The organism is Flavobacterium seoulense, assembly GCF_000695795.1.
Lineage (GTDB): Bacteria > Bacteroidota > Bacteroidia > Flavobacteriales > Flavobacteriaceae > Flavobacterium > Flavobacterium seoulense.
This window is the reverse complement of sequence record NZ_JNCA01000016.1, coordinates 189609-210507: the sequence shown is the minus strand read 5'-3', so window position 1 is coordinate 210507 and position 20899 is coordinate 189609. Positions and strand designations below refer to the sequence as shown.

The window sequence follows — 20899 nt, the reverse complement described above, 5'->3', positions numbered from 1 at the left end:
TTATTTTTTATAAAACAAATTATGGTCAATGTATTCCCAAACTTTAGTAGCAACTAAAGGGCGAATATTTTTGCCTAATTTGATGTTTTCCCGAATTGTCGTAGAAGAAATTTCAACAACAGGAGCTTCAATGATATGAATTTTTGGATGGTTTTTTAGCTCCAAATTTTCACTTTCCGTAGAAATACGTGGGTAAACATAAATGTTATGATGCGCCAGAATGGCCTCATAATTTTTCCATTTGTGCAAAGACTTCAGATTGTCTTCGCCCATAATCAGTGAAAATTCATGATTTGGATATTTCTCTTCCAGATGCACTAAGGTATTTACGGTGTAATTAGGCTGCGGTAATTTGAACTCAATATCCGATGGTTTTAGTTTGGGATAATCTTCGGTCGCTAAATAAACCATTTGCAGGCGATGATAATCGTCCAGCAGAGTACTTTTTTTCTTTAAAGGATTGTGAGGCGTAACCACCATCCACACCTGATCTAAATTAGTGTGTTCAGCCATGTGATTAGCAATAATCAAATGCCCAACATGAATGGGGTTAAAAGTGCCGAAATACAGTCCGATTTTCATAATTGAAAGTTAAGGGTTATTTGCTATTAGGTTATGTGTTTCTAATAACTCATAACCCATAACGCATAACTTTTTATTTCACAAAGTTTCTAACAAGCTCTGTCGCCTCTTCCAAAGCTACTTCCAAATCATAATTCTTAATAATCACATCAAATTGCGGAGCGGTTGCCAGTTCTACGTGCGCTTTAGCAATACGCATGTTGATTTTGTCTTCGCTTTCGGTAGAGCGCTCTTTTAAACGTCTTTTCAATTCGTCAACACTTGGTGGTTTTACAAAAACAGCCAGAGTTTCTTCGGGAAATTTATGTTTGATACGCAATCCGCCAGCAACGTCAATGTCAAAAATTACGTTTTTGCCCAAAGCCCAGATGCGTTCTACTTCACTTTTTAAAGTTCCGTAGAAATTGTCTCTGTAAACTTCTTCCCATTCTACGAAATCTTCGTGTTTGATATGGTTTTTAAATTCTTCCAAAGAGATAAAATAGTAATCCTTTCCGTTTACTTCTTCACCTCTGGCTTCACGGGTTGCTGCCGAGATTGAAAACTCTAAATTAAGTTCTTCCTGCTTTAATAAATGTCTAACTATAGTTGTTTTTCCGGAACCTGATGGCGCCGAGAATACGATTAATTTTCCTTTTTTCATCCCCTCCTAGCCTCCCCAAAGGGGAGGAATGTTACGTTAATATTATAATTTATTACCTCCTATTGTTTCCCCTTTGGGGGTTAAGGGGATTTTTTACAACACGTTCAAAACCTGTTCCTTGATTTTTTCCAATTCGTCTTTCATCATCACGACTAATTTTTGCATTTGTGCGTGATTGGATTTCGATCCCATGGTGTTGATTTCACGTCCCATTTCCTGAGTGATGAAACCTAATTTTCTACCATTAGCTTCTGTTCCTTTGATAGTTTCCAGGAAATAATCCAAGTGATTTGTCAAACGAACTTTCTCTTCCGTAATGTCTAATTTCTCTAAATAATAGATTAATTCCTGTTCAAAACGATTTTCGTCAACGTTAACTTTTAATTCATCAATTGCAGTTTGCAAACGGTCTCTGATTGCCTGAACACGTTCCGGATCAAGAGCCAGTGCATCGTTCATATATTGACGAATGTTTCCAATTCTTAATTGGAATTCTTTTTCAAGAGAAACACCTTCGTCTTTTCTAAAAGAAAGAATATTGTTGATACTTTCGTCGATAACCTCTTTTATTTTAGCCCATTCGTTAAGATCAATTTCTTCTCTTTCTACTTTTAAAGTGTCTGGCATACGAACGGCCATTTTCATTAATTCAGTTTCATCAGCATCAGCATAAATTTCTCTTAATTGATTGATGTAGCCTTTTACGATAGGAACATTGACTTTGGTCGAAGTTTGCTCAGCGGTGCTTTCGATAAAAATAGAAAAATCTACTTTTCCTCTTTCTAATTTCGAAGCGATTTGAGTACGAAGACCCAATTCCATTTCGCGGTACAAGGAAGGAATTCGAACATTTAAGTCCAGACCTTTACTGTTTAAAGATTTTACTTCGACTGTTATTTTTTTGGTTGGCAATTGCAAAGTAGCTTTGCCAAAACCGGTCATTGATTGTATCATATCATTTTTTAAAAGGTGGTCAAAGATAAGAAAAAAGTTGGCAGTAGTCAGTTTTCAGATTTTCTACTACGTTCTTATTCGCCCGTTAATGCTTTCATTACCTGATGTATGTTTTGCTGACTGTTGCCAATGTAAATTTTTCCATTAATGATAAAAACAGGACGGCTCAGGAAAGTGTAATGTTCCAGGATGTATTTCTTGAAATCGTCTTCGGTTAGGGATTTATCCTTTAAACCCATCGATTTGTACAGTTGTGCTTTTTTGCTAAAAAGTGCTTCGTAACTTCCCGAAAGTTGGTACATTTCTTCTAAATCTTCCGTAGTAATTGGGTCTTGTTTAATGTCGTGAAAAGTTAAATTATGATCATTTGGTAATGATTTGATGATTTTTCGACAAGTGTCACAAGAAGCCAGATAGTATATTTTATTACTCATAGTTTTATTTCTTTCTGCAAAGAAAAATCATTTAAGATGTAAAAGCTTATTTTTACGTGATTTTTTTAAATTTTATTAGCGTGCAACAAGTATTAGAAACCACGGTGAAATCAAGAAATTTGATTTTAGAACTGCTTCAAAAATTTACATTGGAACAATTAAATAAAATCCCAAAGGGTTTTAATAATAATTTGATTTGGAATGTTGGTCATATTATTGTTGCCCAACAAGTTTTAGTCTATAAATTATCTGGTTTGCCTGTAATGATTGCTGATGAAATGATCGATAAATATAAAAATGGTTCGAGACCTGAACAAGATGTGACTCAGGTGGAATTAGACGAAATCAAAAGCCTGCTTTTTAGCACTATTGATCAAACGATTGTTGATTACAATAATGGGATTTTTAAAAATTATAACCAATACACAACTTCAATAGGGATTAATTTGAAAAATGCCGAGGAAGCTATAGCTTATAATAATTTTCATGAAGGACTTCATATTGGGATTATGATGACTATTAGAAAATTTATTTAAGGCAAAAAAACAGTATTTTTAAGCCAAAATTTACAAATTCAACAACAATGCAAGAGATTTTAGAGATTACAAAGACCAGTAGAAACATGGTTTCTAAATTGATTCAGGGATTTACTTTAGAACAACTAAATAAAGTTCCTGAAGGATTTAAAAATAATTTGATTTGGAATGTAGCGCATATTGTAGTTACACAACAGTTATTGGTTTATAAACTGGCTGGATTGCCTGTGATGGTTTCGGATGAATTGATCGAAAAATATAAAAAAGGAACTAAAACAGAACAGGAAGCTTCTCAGGAAGAAGTGGACGAAATTTTAACTTTATTGCATACAACAATCGCTCAAACTGAAAAAGATATTGAGAATAATTTGTTCCAAAATTTTACCGAATATCCAACATCTACAGGCTTTGTTTTAAAGACAAATCAGGATTCGATGGAGTTCAATAATTTTCACGAAGGAATTCATATAGGTGTTATTTTGGCTATTCGAAAATTAGTATAATCATTCGAAAGGAAATATAAGATATTGAAAAAGCCTCCGTTTTTTGGAGGCTTTTTTATGCTATTTATGAATTAGATTAGTTCAATGATTGTTTCGCAAAGATTCACAGAGGAGGTTATGCAGAGGTATATTTAAGTTAATTTAAAATCTTTGTGAATCTCCGTGTAAGCTTTGCGTGTCTTTGTGTAACAACTATTATCGTTCATCAATTTGAATCAGTAATAAGGTTGGTTTTAAATATAATGGATGTTATTTTGTAATCAGATAGTCATTTGCTTCTTCATACTTAATCAGCAAATCTCTGGAACCATCAACATAAGCTGCAATTTCATAAGGATTGTAGTGTAATACGATACCTTCATTAGTGAAAAAGATGTTTTGTGCCACCTGAAATACATCATCTTCAAAAAACAGTCCAGTGCTGTTGATGGGTTGATCTCTTGGAATTTTGTATTTGTCTCTAAATTTGGTTTCGGCAAAAACTTTAAAGATTTCCCAGTTTTTAAATAACTTTTTATTTTCAATTCGTTTTCCCGTTTTTGGGTCAAAAATTAACGAACGCAAGCCAGCATAACCGTGTGCACCGCCTGTAAAAGTGTAATGATTGATTTCGATGTTTAAAATAGATTCCGAGCTGTATTTTATTTTTCCATCGATTTTTCCTTCCCAGCCAAAATGATCCTGAGGGAAATCTTTTTTAAGTTTTTCATACGCCTGAATGAAAAAATTGGCTAATTCTTCATAATTAGTAGACTTATTAGGTCTTTCTCCAAAATCGACTATTGATTTAACTGTATTAAAAACGGTCTTATTAATACTGTCGGAAATAATATCTGCATTTTGAGCAACAGGGATTTTTATTTCAATTTTTGGACAGTTTTTGGTGCAATCTACAGTTGTTGTTTTTTCGAAAGATTGCTCTTCAAAAGTCAGTTCTTTAGAACAACTAATGAATAATACAAGTGCCAGAGAAGATATAATATATTTCATTTTGTTTTTTATTTGGATAAACAAGGTTTTATTTTTGTAAGGCTTTTTATTGGTTAAAATAATATAGCCTTGGTTTAAAGATAAAGGTTTATCGCTAAAAATAAAAATCAAAAAATGGATTTAGTGATTATTGCAGGTAATAAATGTAGCCAACGTTGAACCAAACCAGCCAGTCATTGGCTTTGTTTTCTTTATAAAGATCTGGATTTGGTTTCAAACCATCTACCCAGTCTGAGAAGTAATATTGAAATCGTAAATCGACCATTAAATCACTCAATGGCGATAGTTTATAACGCGTTCCTACACTGGTTACAATCGACCAAACGCTGCCGCTTTCTGTAGAAAATCCATGTGGGCGATCATCTGTTGGTGTAAGATATTTTGGAAAAGTAGTTAATGGAGTTCCTAAAGGGCCCATGGTTGAACTTGCTTCGGTATTGTAATAACTAAACTGTCCGCCAAGACTAACAAAAGGTCCAAAACTGCCTATTGTAGCAGTAAAGTCACGAATACTTAAAGGGAAATATTCGAGTTGCACACCTAAGTTGGTTACAGCGCTGCTTCCGGTCATGGCACGAAGCTGATCGGCACCAAGAGAAGTTCGCTCAGGTTTTACCCATTCGCCATGGTGTTTGAACTTAGTTTTATTATATGATAATTCGGTTCTTAGCTTAAAGTGGTCATTAAAATAAGTTTCGGGAGTGTAGCAGTTACATTCTGCTTTGTATGAGAAATTTAGATAATGGATAATTCCTATTCCAATTCCTGAATTTTTAATATTGGTGCTCAAATCATAGCGTTCTCCATAATCAGACTGAAAAGCGACAGGCCCGGCAATTACTCCCACTTCATGGGACAAACCAAACTGCGCATTTATTTTACCTGATAATCCAAGTAAAATAAAAAGAGTGAATAAGCTTAGCCAATTATTTCTGAGCATTTTAATACTATTTCGAGTCCTGACAAAGATATAAAAAACATTATTGAAGCCTTGTAATAATGAAAAACTTATTAGTAAAGAATCCTATGTTTTTTCTTCATATAAAATAAGACAATTCTTTCTTTAGTTTCGTTAAATTTAAAACAAATTTGAGTCCTAAAATGTATATTTGTAATAGTAGTAAACATTTTTAATACTAAAAATCCAAAATATTATGTCTCAATCTATTACAGATTTTATAAATGGGGTTTCTTTAAAAAACCCTAATGAACCAGAGTTTTTGCAAGCGGTTTTAGAAGTTGCCGAAACGGTAATTCCTTTTATTGAACAAAATAAGAAATACCAAAACCAAATGCTTTTAGAGCGAATGGTTGAAGCAGACAGGATTGTGATGTTTAGGGTTGCCTGGATTGATGATAAAGGACAAACGCAGGTAAACAGAGGCTATCGTATTCAAATGAACTCGGCTATTGGACCTTATAAAGGTGGACTTCGTTTTCATCCGACGGTGAATTTGAGTGTTTTAAAATTTTTAGCTTTCGAACAGACTTTTAAAAATAGTTTAACCACTTTGCCTATGGGTGGAGGAAAAGGAGGTTCTGATTTTGATCCTAAAGGAAAGTCAGATATTGAGGTAATGCGTTTTTGCCAGGCCTTTATGACTGAATTGAGTAAACATATTGGAGCTGATACGGACGTTCCTGCGGGAGATATTGGTGTTGGAGCGAGAGAAGTGGGATACATGTTTGGACAATATAAAAAAATCAGGAATGAATTTACAGGTGTTTTAACCGGTAAAGGAATTTCTTTTGGAGGTTCGTTAATTCGACCTGAGGCTACCGGATATGGAACAGTTTATTTTGCCCAAAGCATGCTGGCGACTAAAGGTGACAGCTTAAGAGATAAAATTGTAGTTGTTTCGGGTTCAGGAAATGTAGCGCAATATGCGGTTGAAAAAGCGACTCAATTAGGGGCTAAAGTGGTTACATTGTCTGATTCTAATGGATACATTTATGATGCTGATGGAATTGATGCCGAAAAATTAGCTCATGTAATGTATTTGAAAAATGAACTGCGAAGCCGAATTAGCGATTATGTTGAAAAATATCCTGATGCAAAATACATTGCCGGAGAAAAACCATGGAGTGTGAAATGTGATATTGCTTTGCCTTGTGCTACTCAAAATGAATTGGACGCTAAAGACGCTAAAACTTTAGTGAATAACGGTTGTTTTTGTGTTGCCGAAGGAGCCAATATGCCTTCCACTTACGAAGCAGTAGTAGTTTTTCATGATGCTAAAATTTTGTTTGCTCCGGGAAAAGCTTCTAATGCAGGTGGTGTTGCTACTTCAGGATTAGAAATGTCGCAGAATTCCTTGCGATTAAGCTGGACTTCAGAAGAAGTAGATGAGAAATTAAAACAAATTATGCTAAATATTCACGCAGCCTGTGTGCAATATGGTGCCGATGGAAATGGTTATGTTGATTATGTAAAAGGTGCCAATATTGCCGGATTTGTAAAAGTAGCCGATGCCATGCTGGCCCAGGGAGTGGTTTAGTTTTTTTTAGTTCTTAGTACATAGTTCCTAGTCCTTAGTGCTTAGTATTTGTTTGTTTCTAGTTTTTTAGCTAAGGACTAACTACTAAGGACTAGGGACTTTTTTTATAAAGCTAGGGACTCACTATCTAATGACTAAGGACTCTTTTTTACTATTTTTGCCATTCACTTTTTTACTACATCCATGCAAGTTAAAACCAAAGCAATTGTTATTTCGGCTTTAAAATATCAGGAAAAAAGCCTGATTGTAAAGTGTTTTACGTTGTCGCATGGATTAAAATCCTATTTCGTTCGTGATGCTTTTTCGAATAAAAAAAGTAATCAAAAAATGGCCTATTTTCAGCCAATGACTATTCTCGAAATAGAAGCTACTCACAAGAATAAAGGAACGCTGGAGCATTTTAAGGAAATTAAAATTGCAGCGCCCTTTCAATCCTTGCATTCGGATATTTACAAGAGTACTATTGTGCTATTTCTTTCCGAAATTTTGCATCATTCTATACATGAAGAAGAAAAAAACGAAATGCTTTTTACTTTTTTAGAAACCGCACTACAATGGTTAGACGAGCATAATGAAATTGCTAATTTTCATTTAATTTTAATGCTCGAAATGACCAAATATCTTGGTTTTTATCCTGATGTTTCTGATGCTGATATGCCTTTTTTCGAAATGAATGAAGGTGTTTTTACTCCGTTTCATGCCATTGGTTCTTTGACGGAACATGAAACTAATTTGTTGAAAAAACTTATTGGTTTAAAATTCGAAAATGATCAAAAAGTATTTCATGTTATCAAAAGACAATTACTTTTGAAAATTCTTATCGATTATTATTCGTATCATTTAGACGGTTTTAAAAAGCCGAAATCTCTGGAGGTTTTGAAAGAGGTTTTCTCTTGATTTTTTAATGAGTGTGTTGCTTTTTTTTTAAAAACTGGAAATCCAGCTCGAAACCTTAAGAGAAATGATACAGAAGTAGTAATTTTGTAAGAATTATTTATATATTAGCGGAAAAAATAAAACTCAACTACAGCTTAGCCATCTATCCTAAAACGATGTATTAGCTCAATAAGTGAGTAAAAATCTGAGTGTATAAATAAGTTGGAAACAAGCTAAAATAGATACAGAATGCAAGGAGCAGTATTAGTAATAGGTTCTCTTCTTTGGGAAAATGAAAAAAACACTTTGGATTCAAAGCAAGGAAAGCTTCGAGACAATTGGAGAAAAGATTTAGACTTAGAGAAAAAGATTGCGATTGAAGTGCCAATTAGATACGGAAGAAAGTCAACATCTAAAAGATGTACTTATACAATGGTTATTTCTAATTCTGTTACTAATCTAGGGATAGCATATATAATTCCTTTTAAAAAAGAGATAGAAAACTTTGAAGAGTTGAAGAATCAAGCATTAGAACTCTCAGAGGCAGAAGGTATATCAACGACAAAATATCCCAAAAGACTAATTGCTTCATGGGGAGCTGTTGGAATAACTTTCAATGAAGCTGAAGAAAAACAATTCCAAGAAATAAAAAATAAGTGGCATCAGGAATTCGCTTCCTTTGAAAACACAGACTACAAAATTGGAAACGAGCAACCGTCAATACGAGAAAATGGTGAGCTGAATTTTGAATTTAAAGTACCAGAATACATTGATTATGTATTCGCTACACCTGTAAAACCCAACATTTCAGAATACCCAACAACAGACAGAATAGTTGAGGCTATTATTGAATCAAGTCCAAGGTATGATATATATGTGAAAGAGAATTTTAACAATGGAATAAGGGTGCATGGAGATGAAGAAATAATGAAAAAAATATAAAAAAGTCCCGAAGTTTCGCGATGGAATCAGTAATAATTAAAATTATATGAAAAAAATAAAAACATTATTGAGTGTAATTATCATTTTTTTGTTTTTTGCATGCGATCACAAATCTTCAAAAAGTGAAAGTAATTTGTTGGAAGGAACTTACCAAGTTACACAAAGTGGAACCATACCTGAAATCGGTGTATGGGTATTTTCTAAAGATGAAATTTCTATTTTGTTAACTGATAAATTGGAAAATACTTTTGCTAATTTAGGTTTGAAAGCAGTTCAAAAGTATTATATAAAAGATGATTGCATATACACATGTCTTTGTACCGCTTCGGATTGTTTGAATAAAGAAAACTATGAGAAACTTTGGAAAATTGAATCGGTAAGTCAAACTAATGTCAAGAGGACGGTTATACTTACAAATGTTTATAATGCTTCACTGAAAGTAAAATTAGAGAAGGATAAATCGATTGGTTTAGATGTTAAAGATTGGGAATAATTGTTTGATAATAAATTGCCCGATAGGCGGATTTGTAATCCGTGCCAAAAAAGAGGAGCAACTTTGTGGAGTTTCTTGAGATTGCTCCGCCAGTTCGCTATCGCTCGTGTCTTCCTTCGTCAGGATGACAAGTTTGTGGTAAAAGTAAGAGCAACAAAGTCCAGATGTACGTAAATCAGCTCTGCGAAGTCTTCCGACTTTGTAATACCGCTAATAAAGTGTAATCAAATTGAAATACGGTTCTCTCCCGAAATATCGGGAAGCTCGAACTGACAATAGGGCATTTTATTTTTATAAATGCAATAACTCCTATCATACAAAAACTCATCACTCATGACCCATAATTGATAACTATTTCTTATTTTCGCACCTCGTTTAAGAAAAGGATAAAATGAGTACAAAATTTACTGAATACAAAGGACTTGACTTGCCAACGGTAGCGTCGGAAGTTCTGGATTTTTGGAAGAAAGAAAATATATTTGAAAAAAGTGTAACTACGCGTGAAGGGAATGCTCCTTACGTATTTTTTGAAGGCCCGCCTTCGGCAAATGGATTGCCGGGAATTCACCACGTAATGGCTCGTGCTATTAAGGATATTTTTTGCAGATATAAAACCCAAAAAGGATTTCAGGTAAAGCGTAAAGCAGGTTGGGATACTCATGGATTACCAGTAGAATTAGGTACTGAGAAAGAATTAGGAATTACTAAAGAAGATATTGGGAAAAGCATTTCGGTAGAAGATTATAACGAAGCCTGTAAAAAAACAGTAATGCGTTATACGGATGTATGGAATGATTTGACCGAAAAAATGGGTTATTGGGTAGATATGGAAGATCCGTATGTGACTTATAAACCCAAATATATGGAAACGGTTTGGTGGCTTTTGAAACAAATTTACAACAAGGATTTGATGTACAAAGGTTATACTATTCAGCCGTATTCTCCAAAAGCAGGAACAGGATTGTCATCGCATGAGGTGAATCAGCCGGGTTCTTACCGCGATGTGACTGATACTACGATTGTAGCTCAGTTTAAAGTCCTATCCCCAGCCCTTTCCAAAGGAAAGGGAGTTGAAAACTCTATAGAAAAAGCATTTCGTCTTGCCTCCCCTCCTTCGGAGGGGTCGGGGGAGGATTTTTATATCTTAGCCTGGACGACTACTCCCTGGACTTTGCCTTCAAACACAGCTTTGACTGTAGGTCCAAAAATAGATTATGTTTTAGTAAAAACGTTTAATCAATATACTTTTGAGCCAATCAATGTTGTTTTGGCTAAGAATTTAGTTGGAAAACAATTTGGTAAAGGATTTTTCTTAAGCGAAGATGCTGCTGATTTTGAAAATTACAAAGCAGGAGATAAAAAGATTCCGTACCAAATTTTAACCGAAGCAAAAGGAGCTGATTTAGTAGGTATTCGCTACGAACAATTATTGCCTTGGACATTGCCATATCAAAATCCGGAAAATGCTTTTAGAGTAATTTCTGGGGATTTCGTTACTACCGAGGATGGAACGGGAATTGTACACACGGCGCCAACTTTTGGTGCTGATGATGCTAAAGTAGCGAAAGAAGCTACACCTGAGGTTCCGCCAATGTTAGTTTTGGACGAAAACGGTACTGCGGTTCCATTAGTAGATTTACAAGGAAAATTTACTTCTCATGTAGGCGGTGAATTTGCCGGAAAATATGTGAAGAACGAATATTACGATGCTGATCAGGCACCAGAGCGTTCGGTTGATGTTGAGATTGCTATTCGATTAAAAGAAGAAAATAAAGCGTTCAAAGTAGAAAAATACGTGCACAGTTACCCACATTGCTGGAGAACCGATAAGCCTATTTTGTACTATCCTTTGGATTCGTGGTTTATCAAAATCACTGAAGTGAGAGACAGAATGTTTGATTTGAACGAATCAATCAACTGGAAACCAAAAGCAACCGGAGAAGGACGTTTTGGTAATTGGTTGAAAAATGCGAACGACTGGAATTTATCGCGTTCCAGATATTGGGGAATTCCATTGCCAATTTGGAGAACCGATGATAAACAGGAAGAAATCCTGATTGGCTCGGTGGAAGAGTTGTACAACGAAATTGAGAAATCAATCGCAGCAGGTTTCCAAAAAGAAAATCCATTCAAAGGATTTGAAATTGGAAACATGAGCGAAAGTAACTATGATTTAGTTGACCTGCATAAAAATGTAGTGGACGGAATTACATTAGTTTCGGCTTCAGGAAAACCAATGAAACGTGAAAGCGATTTGATTGACGTTTGGTTCGATTCAGGAGCTATGCCTTATGCGCAATGGCATTATCCTTTTGAAAACAAAGAATTAATTGATAATAACCAATCGTTCCCGGCTGATTTCATTGCCGAAGGTGTGGATCAAACCCGTGGATGGTTTTATACTTTGCATGCTATCGGAACTTTGGTTTTTGATAATGTTGCTTATAAAAATGTAGTTTCTAACGGATTGGTGTTGGACAAAAACGGACAAAAAATGTCTAAGCGTCTAGGAAATGCTGTTGATCCATTTACCACTTTGGCTGAATATGGTCCTGATGCTACGCGTTGGTACATGATTGCTAATGCAAATCCTTGGGATAACTTAAAATTTGATATCGAAGGTGTGGCTGAGGTAAGAAGAAAATTCTTTGGAACACTTTACAATACATATTCATTCTTTAGTTTGTATGCTAATATTGATGGTTTCAAATTTGATGAGGCGGAAGTTCCATTGAATGAAAGACCGGAAATTGACCGTTGGATTTTATCAGAATTACATACCTTAATCAAATTAGTTGATGAGGCTTATGCTGATTATGAGCCTACAAGAGCTGCCCGTGCTATTTCTGATTTCGTTCAGGAAAATTTAAGTAACTGGTACGTTCGTTTGTGTCGTCGTCGTTTCTGGAAAGGGGAATATGCTCAGGATAAAATTGCAGCTTATCAAACGCTTTATACTTGTTTGTTAACGGTAAGTAAACTGAGTGCACCTATTGCGCCATTCTTTATGGATAAGCTTTACAGAGACTTAACTTTGGCTACACAAACAGAAAATTTCGATAGTGTACATTTGGCGGAATTTCCAAAATACGTTGAAAACTTTGTTGATAAATCGCTTGAGAGCAAAATGCAGAAAGCACAGACCATTTCATCACTGGTTTTATCACTGCGTAAGAAGGAGATGATCAAGGTACGTCAACCGTTGCAAAAGGTAATGATTCCAGTACTTGACGAGAAACAGAAGGCTGAAATTGAAGCGGTTTCTGACCTGATAAAAGCAGAGGTAAACGTGAAAGAAGTGGAGCTTTTAGACGATGCATCAGGAGTATTGGTAAAACAAATTAAGCCTAATTTTAAAGCACTTGGACCACGTTTTGGAAAAGATATGGGGTTGATTTCTAAAGAGATACAAAATTTTTCTCCAGAGCAAATCAATCAGTTGGATAAAGAAGGAAGCTTAAGTATTGTTATTGCAGGAAAAGACGTAACTTTATCATTAGAGGATGTTGAAATTACCTCTCAGGATATCGAGGGTTGGCTGGTTGCTAATTCAAACGGAATCACCGTTGCGCTTGATATCACAATTTCGGAAGAATTGAGAAAAGAAGGAATTGCAAGAGAGTTAGTGAACAGAATCCAGAACATCAGAAAAGATTCAGGATTTGAAGTGACTGATAAAATTAAAGTGTATTTGCAAAGCAATGCTGTTTTAGAAGTAGCTGTTAATGAAAATAATGGTTACATTAAATCAGAGACATTAACTGAAGAGTTGGTTTTTAAAACGAGTATTGAGAATGGCACAGAAATTGAATTTGATGACATTAAAACTAAAATAACGATTACTAAATAACATAGATTATGGTAGATGAAGCAACACGATACTCAGACGCCGATTTGGCAGAGTTCAAAGAGATAATCCAAAAGAAAATTGAGAAAGCACAAGCCGATTTAGATTTGATAAAAAGTGCTTATATGAATGATTTGAACAATGGTACTGATGATACATCACCAACATTCAAAGCTTTTGAAGAAGGCAGTGAAACAATGTCTAAAGAAGCGAATTCTCAATTAGCAATTCGTCAGGAGAAATTCATACGCGATTTAAAGAACGCTTTATTCCGTGTAGAGAACAAAACTTACGGTATTTGCAAAGTAACTGGTAAATTAATCAGTAAAGAAAGATTGAAAATTGTTCCTCACGCTACAATGAGTATTGAGGCTAAAAATTTACAACGATAGTCAAACTTTACTATAAAATATTTAACGCTCCAAACGGAGCGTTTTTTTTGATAAAATTATTACTTTTACGCACTTAAAATTTTAAAAATGTCATTAGCCAAAGCGTATCTGCTTATCTTTCTTGTACTGTTAGTTGATCAGATTTCTAAAATATATGTAAAAACTAATTTTATATTAGGAGAAGAAGTTGCCGTTTTCGATTGGTTTAAAATTCATTTTATCGAAAATGAAGGAATGGCCTGGGGAACTCAAATTCCAGGAACTTACGGAAAATTGTTTCTTACTTTGTTTCGATTAGTTGCCGTTGGAGCCATTGGATATTGGTTGTGGGATTCGATAGAAAAGAAACGCAGTAGCAATTATTTAATTGTAGCCATTGCTTTAATTTTGGCTGGAGCTTTTGGAAATATTATTGACTCTGTTTTTTACGGAGTAATCTTTGACGATAGTACTACGCAGTTAGCGACTTTATTTTCAGATCAGCCTTATGGCAAATATTTTCATGGAAAAGTAGTCGATATGTTTTACTTTCCTATTTGGCACGGAAATCTTCCGGCATGGTTGCCAGTTTGGGGCGGAAGAGATTTTACTTTCTTCAATGCCATTTTTAATGTTGCCGATATGGCAATTTCTACAGGAGTTGGAATTTTGATTGTTTTTAATAAAAAGGCATTTCATCATAATTAAGAGTCTTTCAAACATAGAAAAAAGAGCTGTTTCATTACGAAACAGCTCTTTTTTTATCATTTGTTTTGTCCTGGTGCATAGCGTTTAGCACTTTTTTCACCTGTAATTTTTTTGGCTTGTCCAGGAGGAAGTGGTTTTGATTTAACAGAATTTGTTCTAACACCAACGGAGCAATTGGAGAGAGAAATAGAGAATAGTGCAATTAAAATAATTGCAAAAAATCTTGAGTTTTTAAGTGGTTTCATAATTATAGTTTCTTTTTTGTTTATAAAGTTACTACAGAATTTAAAAAGAAGATAATTAAAAACGATAAATTTCATTTGGTGTCACACAATAATCTAATTGCATATCGCCTTCGTGAACATCATCTATTATTTCTTCGGCTTCAAAGAATGAAAGGCCTATTTTAATGGTTTCAGATGTGCATTCTTTTAAAAATTTATCATAAAAGCCTTTGCCGTAACCCACACGATGTCCTTTTTTGTCGAAAGCTAAAAGCGGAATAAAAACAACTTCAATTTTTTTAGATGGTACTTCAATACCGTCAACAGGTTCGGGGATATTGTATTGATTTTTTTTGATTTTAGTAGTATCTGTTAAAACAAAATGAGTCATTTCGCGGGTTTCGAAATCTGATTTCGAAATCAGAATATTTTTGTCTTTTCCTGAAAGCAGGTGTAAAATCAACTCAGTATCTATTTCTCTGTGTTCTTCGATAGGCAGAAAAACATGGAAATAGTTTTTGTCCCAAATATTAAGTTTCAGCAATTGGTTAGCAATAGTCAGACTCATTTCTTCGATGTCGTTTTCAGAAAGCTGTTTGCGCAGTGATTTGTATTTGGAACGTAATTCTTTTTTATTGTTTTGCATTTTGATTTTCTACTGTGGAATTAAAAACTAAAAGTAGAAATAATTTATTTGGTATAAAAGAATGCTGGTTTTTTAAAAGTTACTGATTATTTCAAACTCCTTAGTTTTATCTTTTTTATCAGCAACTGAATTGATAAACAATTCTAATTCTTTAGTCAGTGGCAATTGATTTTGATTGCTCCAAAAACTTTTAGAATAAGGGAATTTGGCTTTAAAAATATCGTTATGAATTAAAAAATTGGAGTTTATTTTTTCGTTTGTAGGGCTATTTGTGGCAAAGAAATCCATAGTGAAATCATAGTAAATCTTTTTATTGGCTAGTATTTCTACCTGATTGTCAATTTTTATATTGCTTGGATAATATCTGTTGGATTTTTCATCTTTAGTAAATTGGGTAAACTTTGTCCATTTGGTTGTTCTGTATTCCTGTTTTGACAGTAGTATTTTTTTATAAGGAATTTTTTCAGGATCGTCAATTAATGTAAGGCTGTATTCGACTACAGCATAATCTTTACGGTTTACAATAAAATAACCGGTCCAGATTTGTCCAGATTTGACTTTTTCATTGGTTCTAAATGCTATTTTCTTAAAAGCATTATCATTAAATGGTGTTTCCATGAAATTGCATTTTTCAATTTGAGGAACGATGACATGGAATAAACCATCAAAATCAGGAAATTGAAAATTGATTTTATCCTTTTTTTCAAAAAGACTGGTCTTTCTCATATTGAGAATTTCAATAGTTAAATTGTTTTTTGGGTTCTGGTTTTTGTTTTTTCGGGCATAAATATCTTGTAAAAGAATGTTGATTTTGTCTTTTTTAAATACGTTTCTTAGAAAAAAGTTTAAAGTATAATTTTGAAGAAGGTTATCTTGAAATTTATCATATACCTTTTTCATAAAAGCTTCGGTATTATTTATTACTACTTCTTGCAATTCAAAGGTTTTGATTTCCATAAAAATAGTGTCCTTTTCATTCTTCAATTTGTCAAAAGTAGTTTTGATTTTATGATATCCTAATAGATTTAAATTGATTTCATTTTGTTGAGAAACAAAAACAAATTTACCTTCGGCATTTGTGATTGAGATATCATTTTCATTAGAAATAATTACGTTTTCTAGTGGAGCTTTGGTATTCTTATCAAGAATTATTTTACTAATTTGAAAGTTTTGTGCGTATGAAAAAGAGCAGATAAAAATAAATTGCAGTGCTATTATAAGTTTCATATTCTTGTTATTAGTATTGAGAATAATTTTTAAGCCTTGCTAATTTAGAAATATTTCCTGTTAAAAAATTGAATTTATTTACGATTTGTTGTGTCAGATAATTTTTAAGGAGATTAATTTGGCTCAATTTTATTAAATCAGTATGAGAGAACGCACGGTATTATTTGTAAATTTGATAAAAAGAAGAATTAGGGTTTATTTACTTCAATAGACTGATTTTTAGAAGAATTTTTAGAATGATTAAATCAAATGTAGCGCTGCAAATACAAACCCTACCTGATAATCCGGGTGTTTATCAATATTATGATAAGGAAGGGAAGATTTTGTATGTGGGTAAGGCTAAGAATTTAAAAAAACGGGTTTCATCTTATTTTAATAAAATTCATGATACGGCTAAAACCAATGTGTTAGTCAAGAAAATTGTAACTATTAAACATATCGTAGTTCCCACCGAAACTGATGCACTTTTACTGGAAAATAATCTGATAAAAACACTTCAGCCGCGCTATAACGTTTTGTTGCGTGATGATAAAAGTTATCCCTGGATTTGTATCAAAAAAGAACCTTTTTCAAGAATATTTTCTACCAGACGAATGGTCAAAGACGGTTCGGAATATTTTGGTCCATATACCAGTTTTAAGACCGTACACACCATTTTAGATTTAATAAAAGAACTGTATCCGCTGCGAACCTGCAATTATGATTTAAGTGAATCGAATATTGAAAGCGGAAAATTTAAGGTTTGTCTCGAATTTCATATTGGCAACTGCAAAGGACCTTGTGAAGGCTATGAATCATTAGAAGAATATCAGAAACAAGTTAATGCTATTCGCGAAATTTTGAAAGGAAATTTCAAGGATAGTATGAAAGATTTCAAGAAACTAATGATGGATTTAGCGCAGCAAATGAAATTTGAGGAAGCGCAAAAAATCAAAGAAAAAATAGAAATTTTAGAGAACTATCAATCGCGTTCTACAATTGTAAATCCTAAAATTACCAATATTGATGTTTTTTCGATTGTTTCAGACGAAAGTGCGGCTTATGTCAATTTTTTACAAATTTCGCATGGTTCGATTATTCGTTCACATACTTTGGAAATGAAGAAAAAATTAGAAGAAACAGATGAAGAATTACTGGAGTTAGCCATTGTAGAACTTAGAGAACGATTCGAATTGTTATCAAAAGAAGTCATTGTTCCATTTGCAGTTGATTTGGGCGAAAAAATTAAAGTGACCGTTCCACAATTAGGCGATAAAAAGCAAATTTTAGATTTGTCTATTCGAAATGCTAAATTTTATAGAATCGAACAATTAAAGCAATTACAAATTGTAGATCCGGACCGACATACAAACCGAATTATGGCGCAAATGCAAAAAGACTTGCGTTTGCCTGTAGAACCGCGGCATATTGAATGTTTTGATAACTCGAATATTCAGGGAACAAACCCGGTTTCGGCATGTGTAGTTTTTAAAGATGGAAAACCCAGCAAGAAAGATTACCGTCATTTTAATATAAAAACAGTCGAAGGTCCTAATGATTTTGCTTCGATGGAAGAAGTGGTATATCGCCGTTACAAACGTTTGCTTGATGAGAAAGAACCTTTGCCGCAGTTGATAATTATTGACGGAGGAAAAGGACAATTATCATCGGCTTTGAAAAGTATTGACGATTTAGGTTTGCGAGGAAAAATAAGTATTATTGGTATTGCTAAAAGACTGGAAGAGTTGTTTTATCCAGGCGATCCGGTGCCGTTGTATTTAGATAAAAAATCAGAAACCCTGAAAGTAATTCAGCAACTGCGAAACGAAGCGCATCGTTTTGGGATTACTCATCATCGTGATAAAAGGAGTAAAGCAGCTTTAAATTCTTCTATAGAATCCATTCCGGGAATAGGCGAAAAAACAATGTTGACATTAATTCAGCACTTTAAAAGTGTTAAAAGATTGAAAATGGCAACAGAAAAAGAAATTTCAGACGTTGTAGGAGTATCAAAAGCCAAAAAAATTACCGATTTTTACAAAACCGCAACGCAATGATTTGGTTAAAAGCCTTTAATGATAAAAAATGAAGACCGTTTTATGAAAAAATATATTGTTTTCTTGCTTATTCTTTTTAATGGCTTGACTGTGTTTGCGCAAAAAAAAGACCGACCAAAAATAGGATTAGTACTAAGCGGTGGTGGGGCAAAAGGATTTGCTCATATTGGTGTTCTTAAAGTTATAGAAGAAGCCGGAATTAAGGTTGATTATATAGGAGGAACGAGTATGGGAGCCGTGGTAGGCGGTTTGTATGCTTCGGGTTACAATGCTTCACAACTGGATTCGATTTTTAACACTACTGATTTTGACGAACTATTAAGTGATTATATTCCAAGAGAAACAAAGAATTTTTACGAAAAAAGAAACGACGAAGTCTATGCACTCGTTTTGCCTTTTAATAAATATAAAATAGGAATTCCCGATGCGCTTTCTAAAGGTTTGTACAATTTTAATCTGCTCAGCAGAATTACCGGAAACGTTAAGCATGTAAGGGATTTTAGTAAACTTCCAATTCCGTTTTTATGTATAGGAACTGATATTGAAACCGGAGAACAGGTTGTTTTAAATAAAGGAAACCTGGCTCGGGCAATGATTGCCAGTTCGGCTTTTCCTTCGTTGTTTTCGCCTGTAGAATATGATGATAAATTTCTCGTTGATGGTGGTGTGGTAAATAATTATCCAATAGATGAAATTAGAAAATTAGGTGCTGATATCATTATAGGTGTTGATGTTCAGAATGATTTATTGGATCGAAAAGGACTAAATGATGCCACAAAAATTTTGGTACAAATTACCAATCTTCATTCTATCGATAAGATGAAGGAGAATATTTTAAAAACCGATATTTACATTCGGCCGGATATTAAAAATTATGGTGTAATGTCTTTTGATAGCGGAAAAGATATTATTGCTAAAGGCGAAGAGGCCGCTTTTTCGGTTTTCGAACGTTTGAAACAATTGGGAGCAAAAGCCGGAAATTATAAAAATCCAAAACTGAAAAATGAGATTGATAGCTTGCAAATTGTAAACATCAATTGCAATGAACTAAAAAATTATACCAAAGAATACATTTACGGAAAGTTACGATTCAAGCCGGGTTCTAAAATTACGTATGCCCAATTACAAACCGGAATTAATAATTTGAATGCAACTGAAAATTTCAGTGCTATTGATTATTGTTTTGAAGATAATAATGGAGGTGAAGATTTGAATTTAATTTTAAAAGAAAATCCTGTTGATACTTATTTAAAATTTGGTTTGCATTATGACGGACTTTATAAAAGTGCGGTTTTGGTCAATATGACTCATAAAAAAAACATTTTTAAAAATGATGTAGCTTCTCTTGATGTTATTTTAGGAGATAATTTCAGGTATAATTTTGATTATTACATTGAGAATGGATACAATATTAGTCTTGGTTTTAAATCCTATTTAAATAAATTCAACCGAAATGTTCAGGGGCAGATAACTAATTTTGATTTTGATGAGTTAGGCGTGAAAACCTTAAATGTAGATTTGTTTGATTTAACCAATGAGCTTTATTTTCAAACGCTGTTTGCACATCGGTTTCTTATAGGAGCTGGTATCGAATATAAATACCTTAATATTAAGTCGAGTACTTTGGCTAATACTGATCCTATAATTGAGAAAAGTAATTACACCAGCATTTTTGCCCGATTGAATTATGATTCTATGGATGATAAATTCTTTCCTAAAAAAGGATGGCGTTTTTCAGGGGATATTCATTCGTATCTCTATTCTTCTGATTTTACGAATGAGTTTGAGCCTTTTTCTATTGCTAAGGCTAATTTTGGTATAGCATTCGAATTGTTTAATAGAGCTACCATGAAATTTCAGTCAGAAGCTGGTTTTGCAATTGGCGAAAAAAGTGTTTCGTTTTTTAATTTTATTCTGGGAGGTTTTGGATATGCTACATCCAATAATTTCAGTCATTTTTATGGGTATGACTTTTTAAGTTTAGGAGGTAACAGTTATATAAAATCGACAGTTAATTTTGATTATGAGGTTTTCAAAAAGCATCATATTAACTTTACGGCTAATTATGCTAATATTGGAGACAATATTTTTGATACAGTCGATTGGATTTCTATTCCTAAAATTTCGGGTTATGCAATAGGTTATGGTTTAGAAACGGTTATTGGTCCTATCGAAATAAAACGTAGTTGGTCTCCTGAAACAAATAGTAATTATACCTGGTTTAGTGTTGGCTTTCCTTTTTAGGATTTTTAAAGAAAAAAAAGATTCAAAAACCGTCTTGTTTAGCGAAAACAAGACGGTTTTTATGTTAAAAAAATGTTTTCATTCTTAAATGAGCTAGTTTTTCAAATCTTGGATGAAAACTAAAATTATCACTTTAATTTTTTAT

At 33.6% G+C, this 20899-nt stretch carries 20 protein-coding genes; 11 read left to right on the top strand and 9 right to left on the bottom strand.

Features of this window, described 5'->3' with window-relative positions; genetic code table 11:
• The 4 genes from nadD to FEM21_RS08905 all read right to left on the bottom strand — a co-directional run bounded on the left by nadD (position 1) and on the right by FEM21_RS08905 (position 2613).
• Positions 1-582, bottom strand: coding sequence for a nicotinate (nicotinamide) nucleotide adenylyltransferase (gene nadD, locus FEM21_RS08920; RefSeq protein WP_035659641.1), 582 nt, complete (start codon positions 580-582; stop codon positions 1-3).
• A 73-nt stretch (positions 583-655) separates the two neighbouring features.
• On the bottom strand, positions 656-1225 hold the full coding sequence (gene gmk / locus FEM21_RS08915) for a guanylate kinase (protein ID WP_035659640.1): 570 nt from the start codon (positions 1223-1225) through the stop codon (positions 656-658).
• 93 nt (positions 1226-1318) lie between these two features.
• Entirely contained in the window at positions 1319-2179 is an 861-nt protein-coding gene (locus tag FEM21_RS08910; RefSeq protein ID WP_035659638.1) for a YicC/YloC family endoribonuclease, read from the bottom strand.
• Between the two features lie 74 nt (positions 2180-2253).
• Entirely contained in the window at positions 2254-2613 is a 360-nt protein-coding gene (locus FEM21_RS08905) for an arsenate reductase family protein (protein WP_035659637.1), read from the bottom strand.
• A gap of 80 nt (positions 2614-2693) precedes the next feature.
• On the opposite strand from FEM21_RS08905, the gene FEM21_RS08900 reads away from it, so the two are divergent.
• The gene (locus FEM21_RS08900; protein WP_035659765.1) at positions 2694-3149 is read left to right on the top strand and encodes a DinB family protein; all 456 of its coding nucleotides are present in this window, start codon (positions 2694-2696) and stop codon (positions 3147-3149) included.
• A 47-nt stretch (positions 3150-3196) separates the two neighbouring features.
• Entirely contained in the window at positions 3197-3652 is a 456-nt protein-coding gene (locus FEM21_RS08895) for a DinB family protein (RefSeq protein WP_035659634.1), read from the top strand.
• A gap of 249 nt (positions 3653-3901) precedes the next feature.
• Here FEM21_RS08895 and FEM21_RS08890 read toward each other — a convergent pair whose 3' ends face one another.
• Positions 3902-4642 carry a DUF3298 and DUF4163 domain-containing protein gene (locus FEM21_RS08890; protein ID WP_035659763.1) on the bottom strand — a complete coding sequence of 247 codons (741 nt, stop codon included), beginning with the start codon at positions 4640-4642 and terminating at the stop codon, positions 3902-3904.
• A 127-nt stretch (positions 4643-4769) separates the two neighbouring features.
• The gene (locus FEM21_RS08885) at positions 4770-5582 is read right to left on the bottom strand and encodes a THC0290_0291 family protein (protein WP_035659633.1); all 813 of its coding nucleotides are present in this window, start codon (positions 5580-5582) and stop codon (positions 4770-4772) included.
• Positions 5583-5796: 214 nt separating this feature from the next.
• Between FEM21_RS08885 and gdhA the strand changes: the two genes are divergently transcribed.
• From gdhA to FEM21_RS08850, 7 genes are all read left to right on the top strand, one after another.
• The gene (gene gdhA / locus FEM21_RS08880; protein ID WP_035659631.1) at positions 5797-7140 is read left to right on the top strand and encodes an NADP-specific glutamate dehydrogenase; all 1344 of its coding nucleotides are present in this window, start codon (positions 5797-5799) and stop codon (positions 7138-7140) included.
• A gap of 183 nt (positions 7141-7323) precedes the next feature.
• Entirely contained in the window at positions 7324-8037 is a 714-nt protein-coding gene (gene recO, locus FEM21_RS08875) for a DNA repair protein RecO (RefSeq protein WP_035659630.1), read from the top strand.
• A gap of 228 nt (positions 8038-8265) precedes the next feature.
• Positions 8266-8958, top strand: a complete 693-nt coding sequence (locus FEM21_RS08870) for a hypothetical protein (RefSeq protein ID WP_035659629.1) — start codon at positions 8266-8268, stop codon at positions 8956-8958.
• A gap of 46 nt (positions 8959-9004) precedes the next feature.
• Entirely contained in the window at positions 9005-9451 is a 447-nt protein-coding gene (locus FEM21_RS08865; protein ID WP_035659628.1) for a hypothetical protein, read from the top strand.
• A gap of 391 nt (positions 9452-9842) precedes the next feature.
• Positions 9843-13301, top strand: a complete 3459-nt coding sequence (ileS, locus tag FEM21_RS08860) for an isoleucine--tRNA ligase (protein WP_035659627.1) — start codon at positions 9843-9845, stop codon at positions 13299-13301.
• Positions 13302-13309: 8 nt separating this feature from the next.
• Positions 13310-13690 (top strand): TraR/DksA family transcriptional regulator, encoded by a 381-nt coding sequence (locus tag FEM21_RS08855; protein ID WP_035659626.1) that lies wholly within the window; start codon positions 13310-13312, stop codon positions 13688-13690.
• 87 nt (positions 13691-13777) lie between these two features.
• Positions 13778-14377, top strand: coding sequence for a lipoprotein signal peptidase (locus FEM21_RS08850; RefSeq protein ID WP_035659625.1), 600 nt, complete (start codon positions 13778-13780; stop codon positions 14375-14377).
• A 56-nt stretch (positions 14378-14433) separates the two neighbouring features.
• On the opposite strand, the gene FEM21_RS08845 is transcribed toward FEM21_RS08850, so the two are convergent.
• From FEM21_RS08845 to FEM21_RS08835, 3 genes are all read right to left on the bottom strand, one after another.
• Positions 14434-14622 (bottom strand): hypothetical protein, encoded by a 189-nt coding sequence (locus FEM21_RS08845; protein WP_035659760.1) that lies wholly within the window; start codon positions 14620-14622, stop codon positions 14434-14436.
• 55 nt (positions 14623-14677) lie between these two features.
• Positions 14678-15247, bottom strand: coding sequence for a 5-formyltetrahydrofolate cyclo-ligase (locus FEM21_RS08840; protein WP_035659623.1), 570 nt, complete (start codon positions 15245-15247; stop codon positions 14678-14680).
• Between the two features lie 72 nt (positions 15248-15319).
• Positions 15320-16474, bottom strand: a complete 1155-nt coding sequence (locus FEM21_RS08835) for a hypothetical protein (protein WP_035659622.1) — start codon at positions 16472-16474, stop codon at positions 15320-15322.
• Between the two features lie 236 nt (positions 16475-16710).
• Between FEM21_RS08835 and uvrC the strand changes: the two genes are divergently transcribed.
• Both uvrC and FEM21_RS08825 read left to right on the top strand, forming a co-directional pair.
• The gene (uvrC, locus tag FEM21_RS08830; protein WP_035659621.1) at positions 16711-18510 is read left to right on the top strand and encodes an excinuclease ABC subunit UvrC; all 1800 of its coding nucleotides are present in this window, start codon (positions 16711-16713) and stop codon (positions 18508-18510) included.
• Positions 18511-18552: 42 nt separating this feature from the next.
• Positions 18553-20754: a patatin-like phospholipase family protein gene (locus tag FEM21_RS08825; protein ID WP_035659759.1), complete on the top strand. Its 2202-nt coding sequence runs from the start codon at positions 18553-18555 to the stop codon at positions 20752-20754.
• Positions 20755-20899 lie beyond the last annotated feature (145 nt).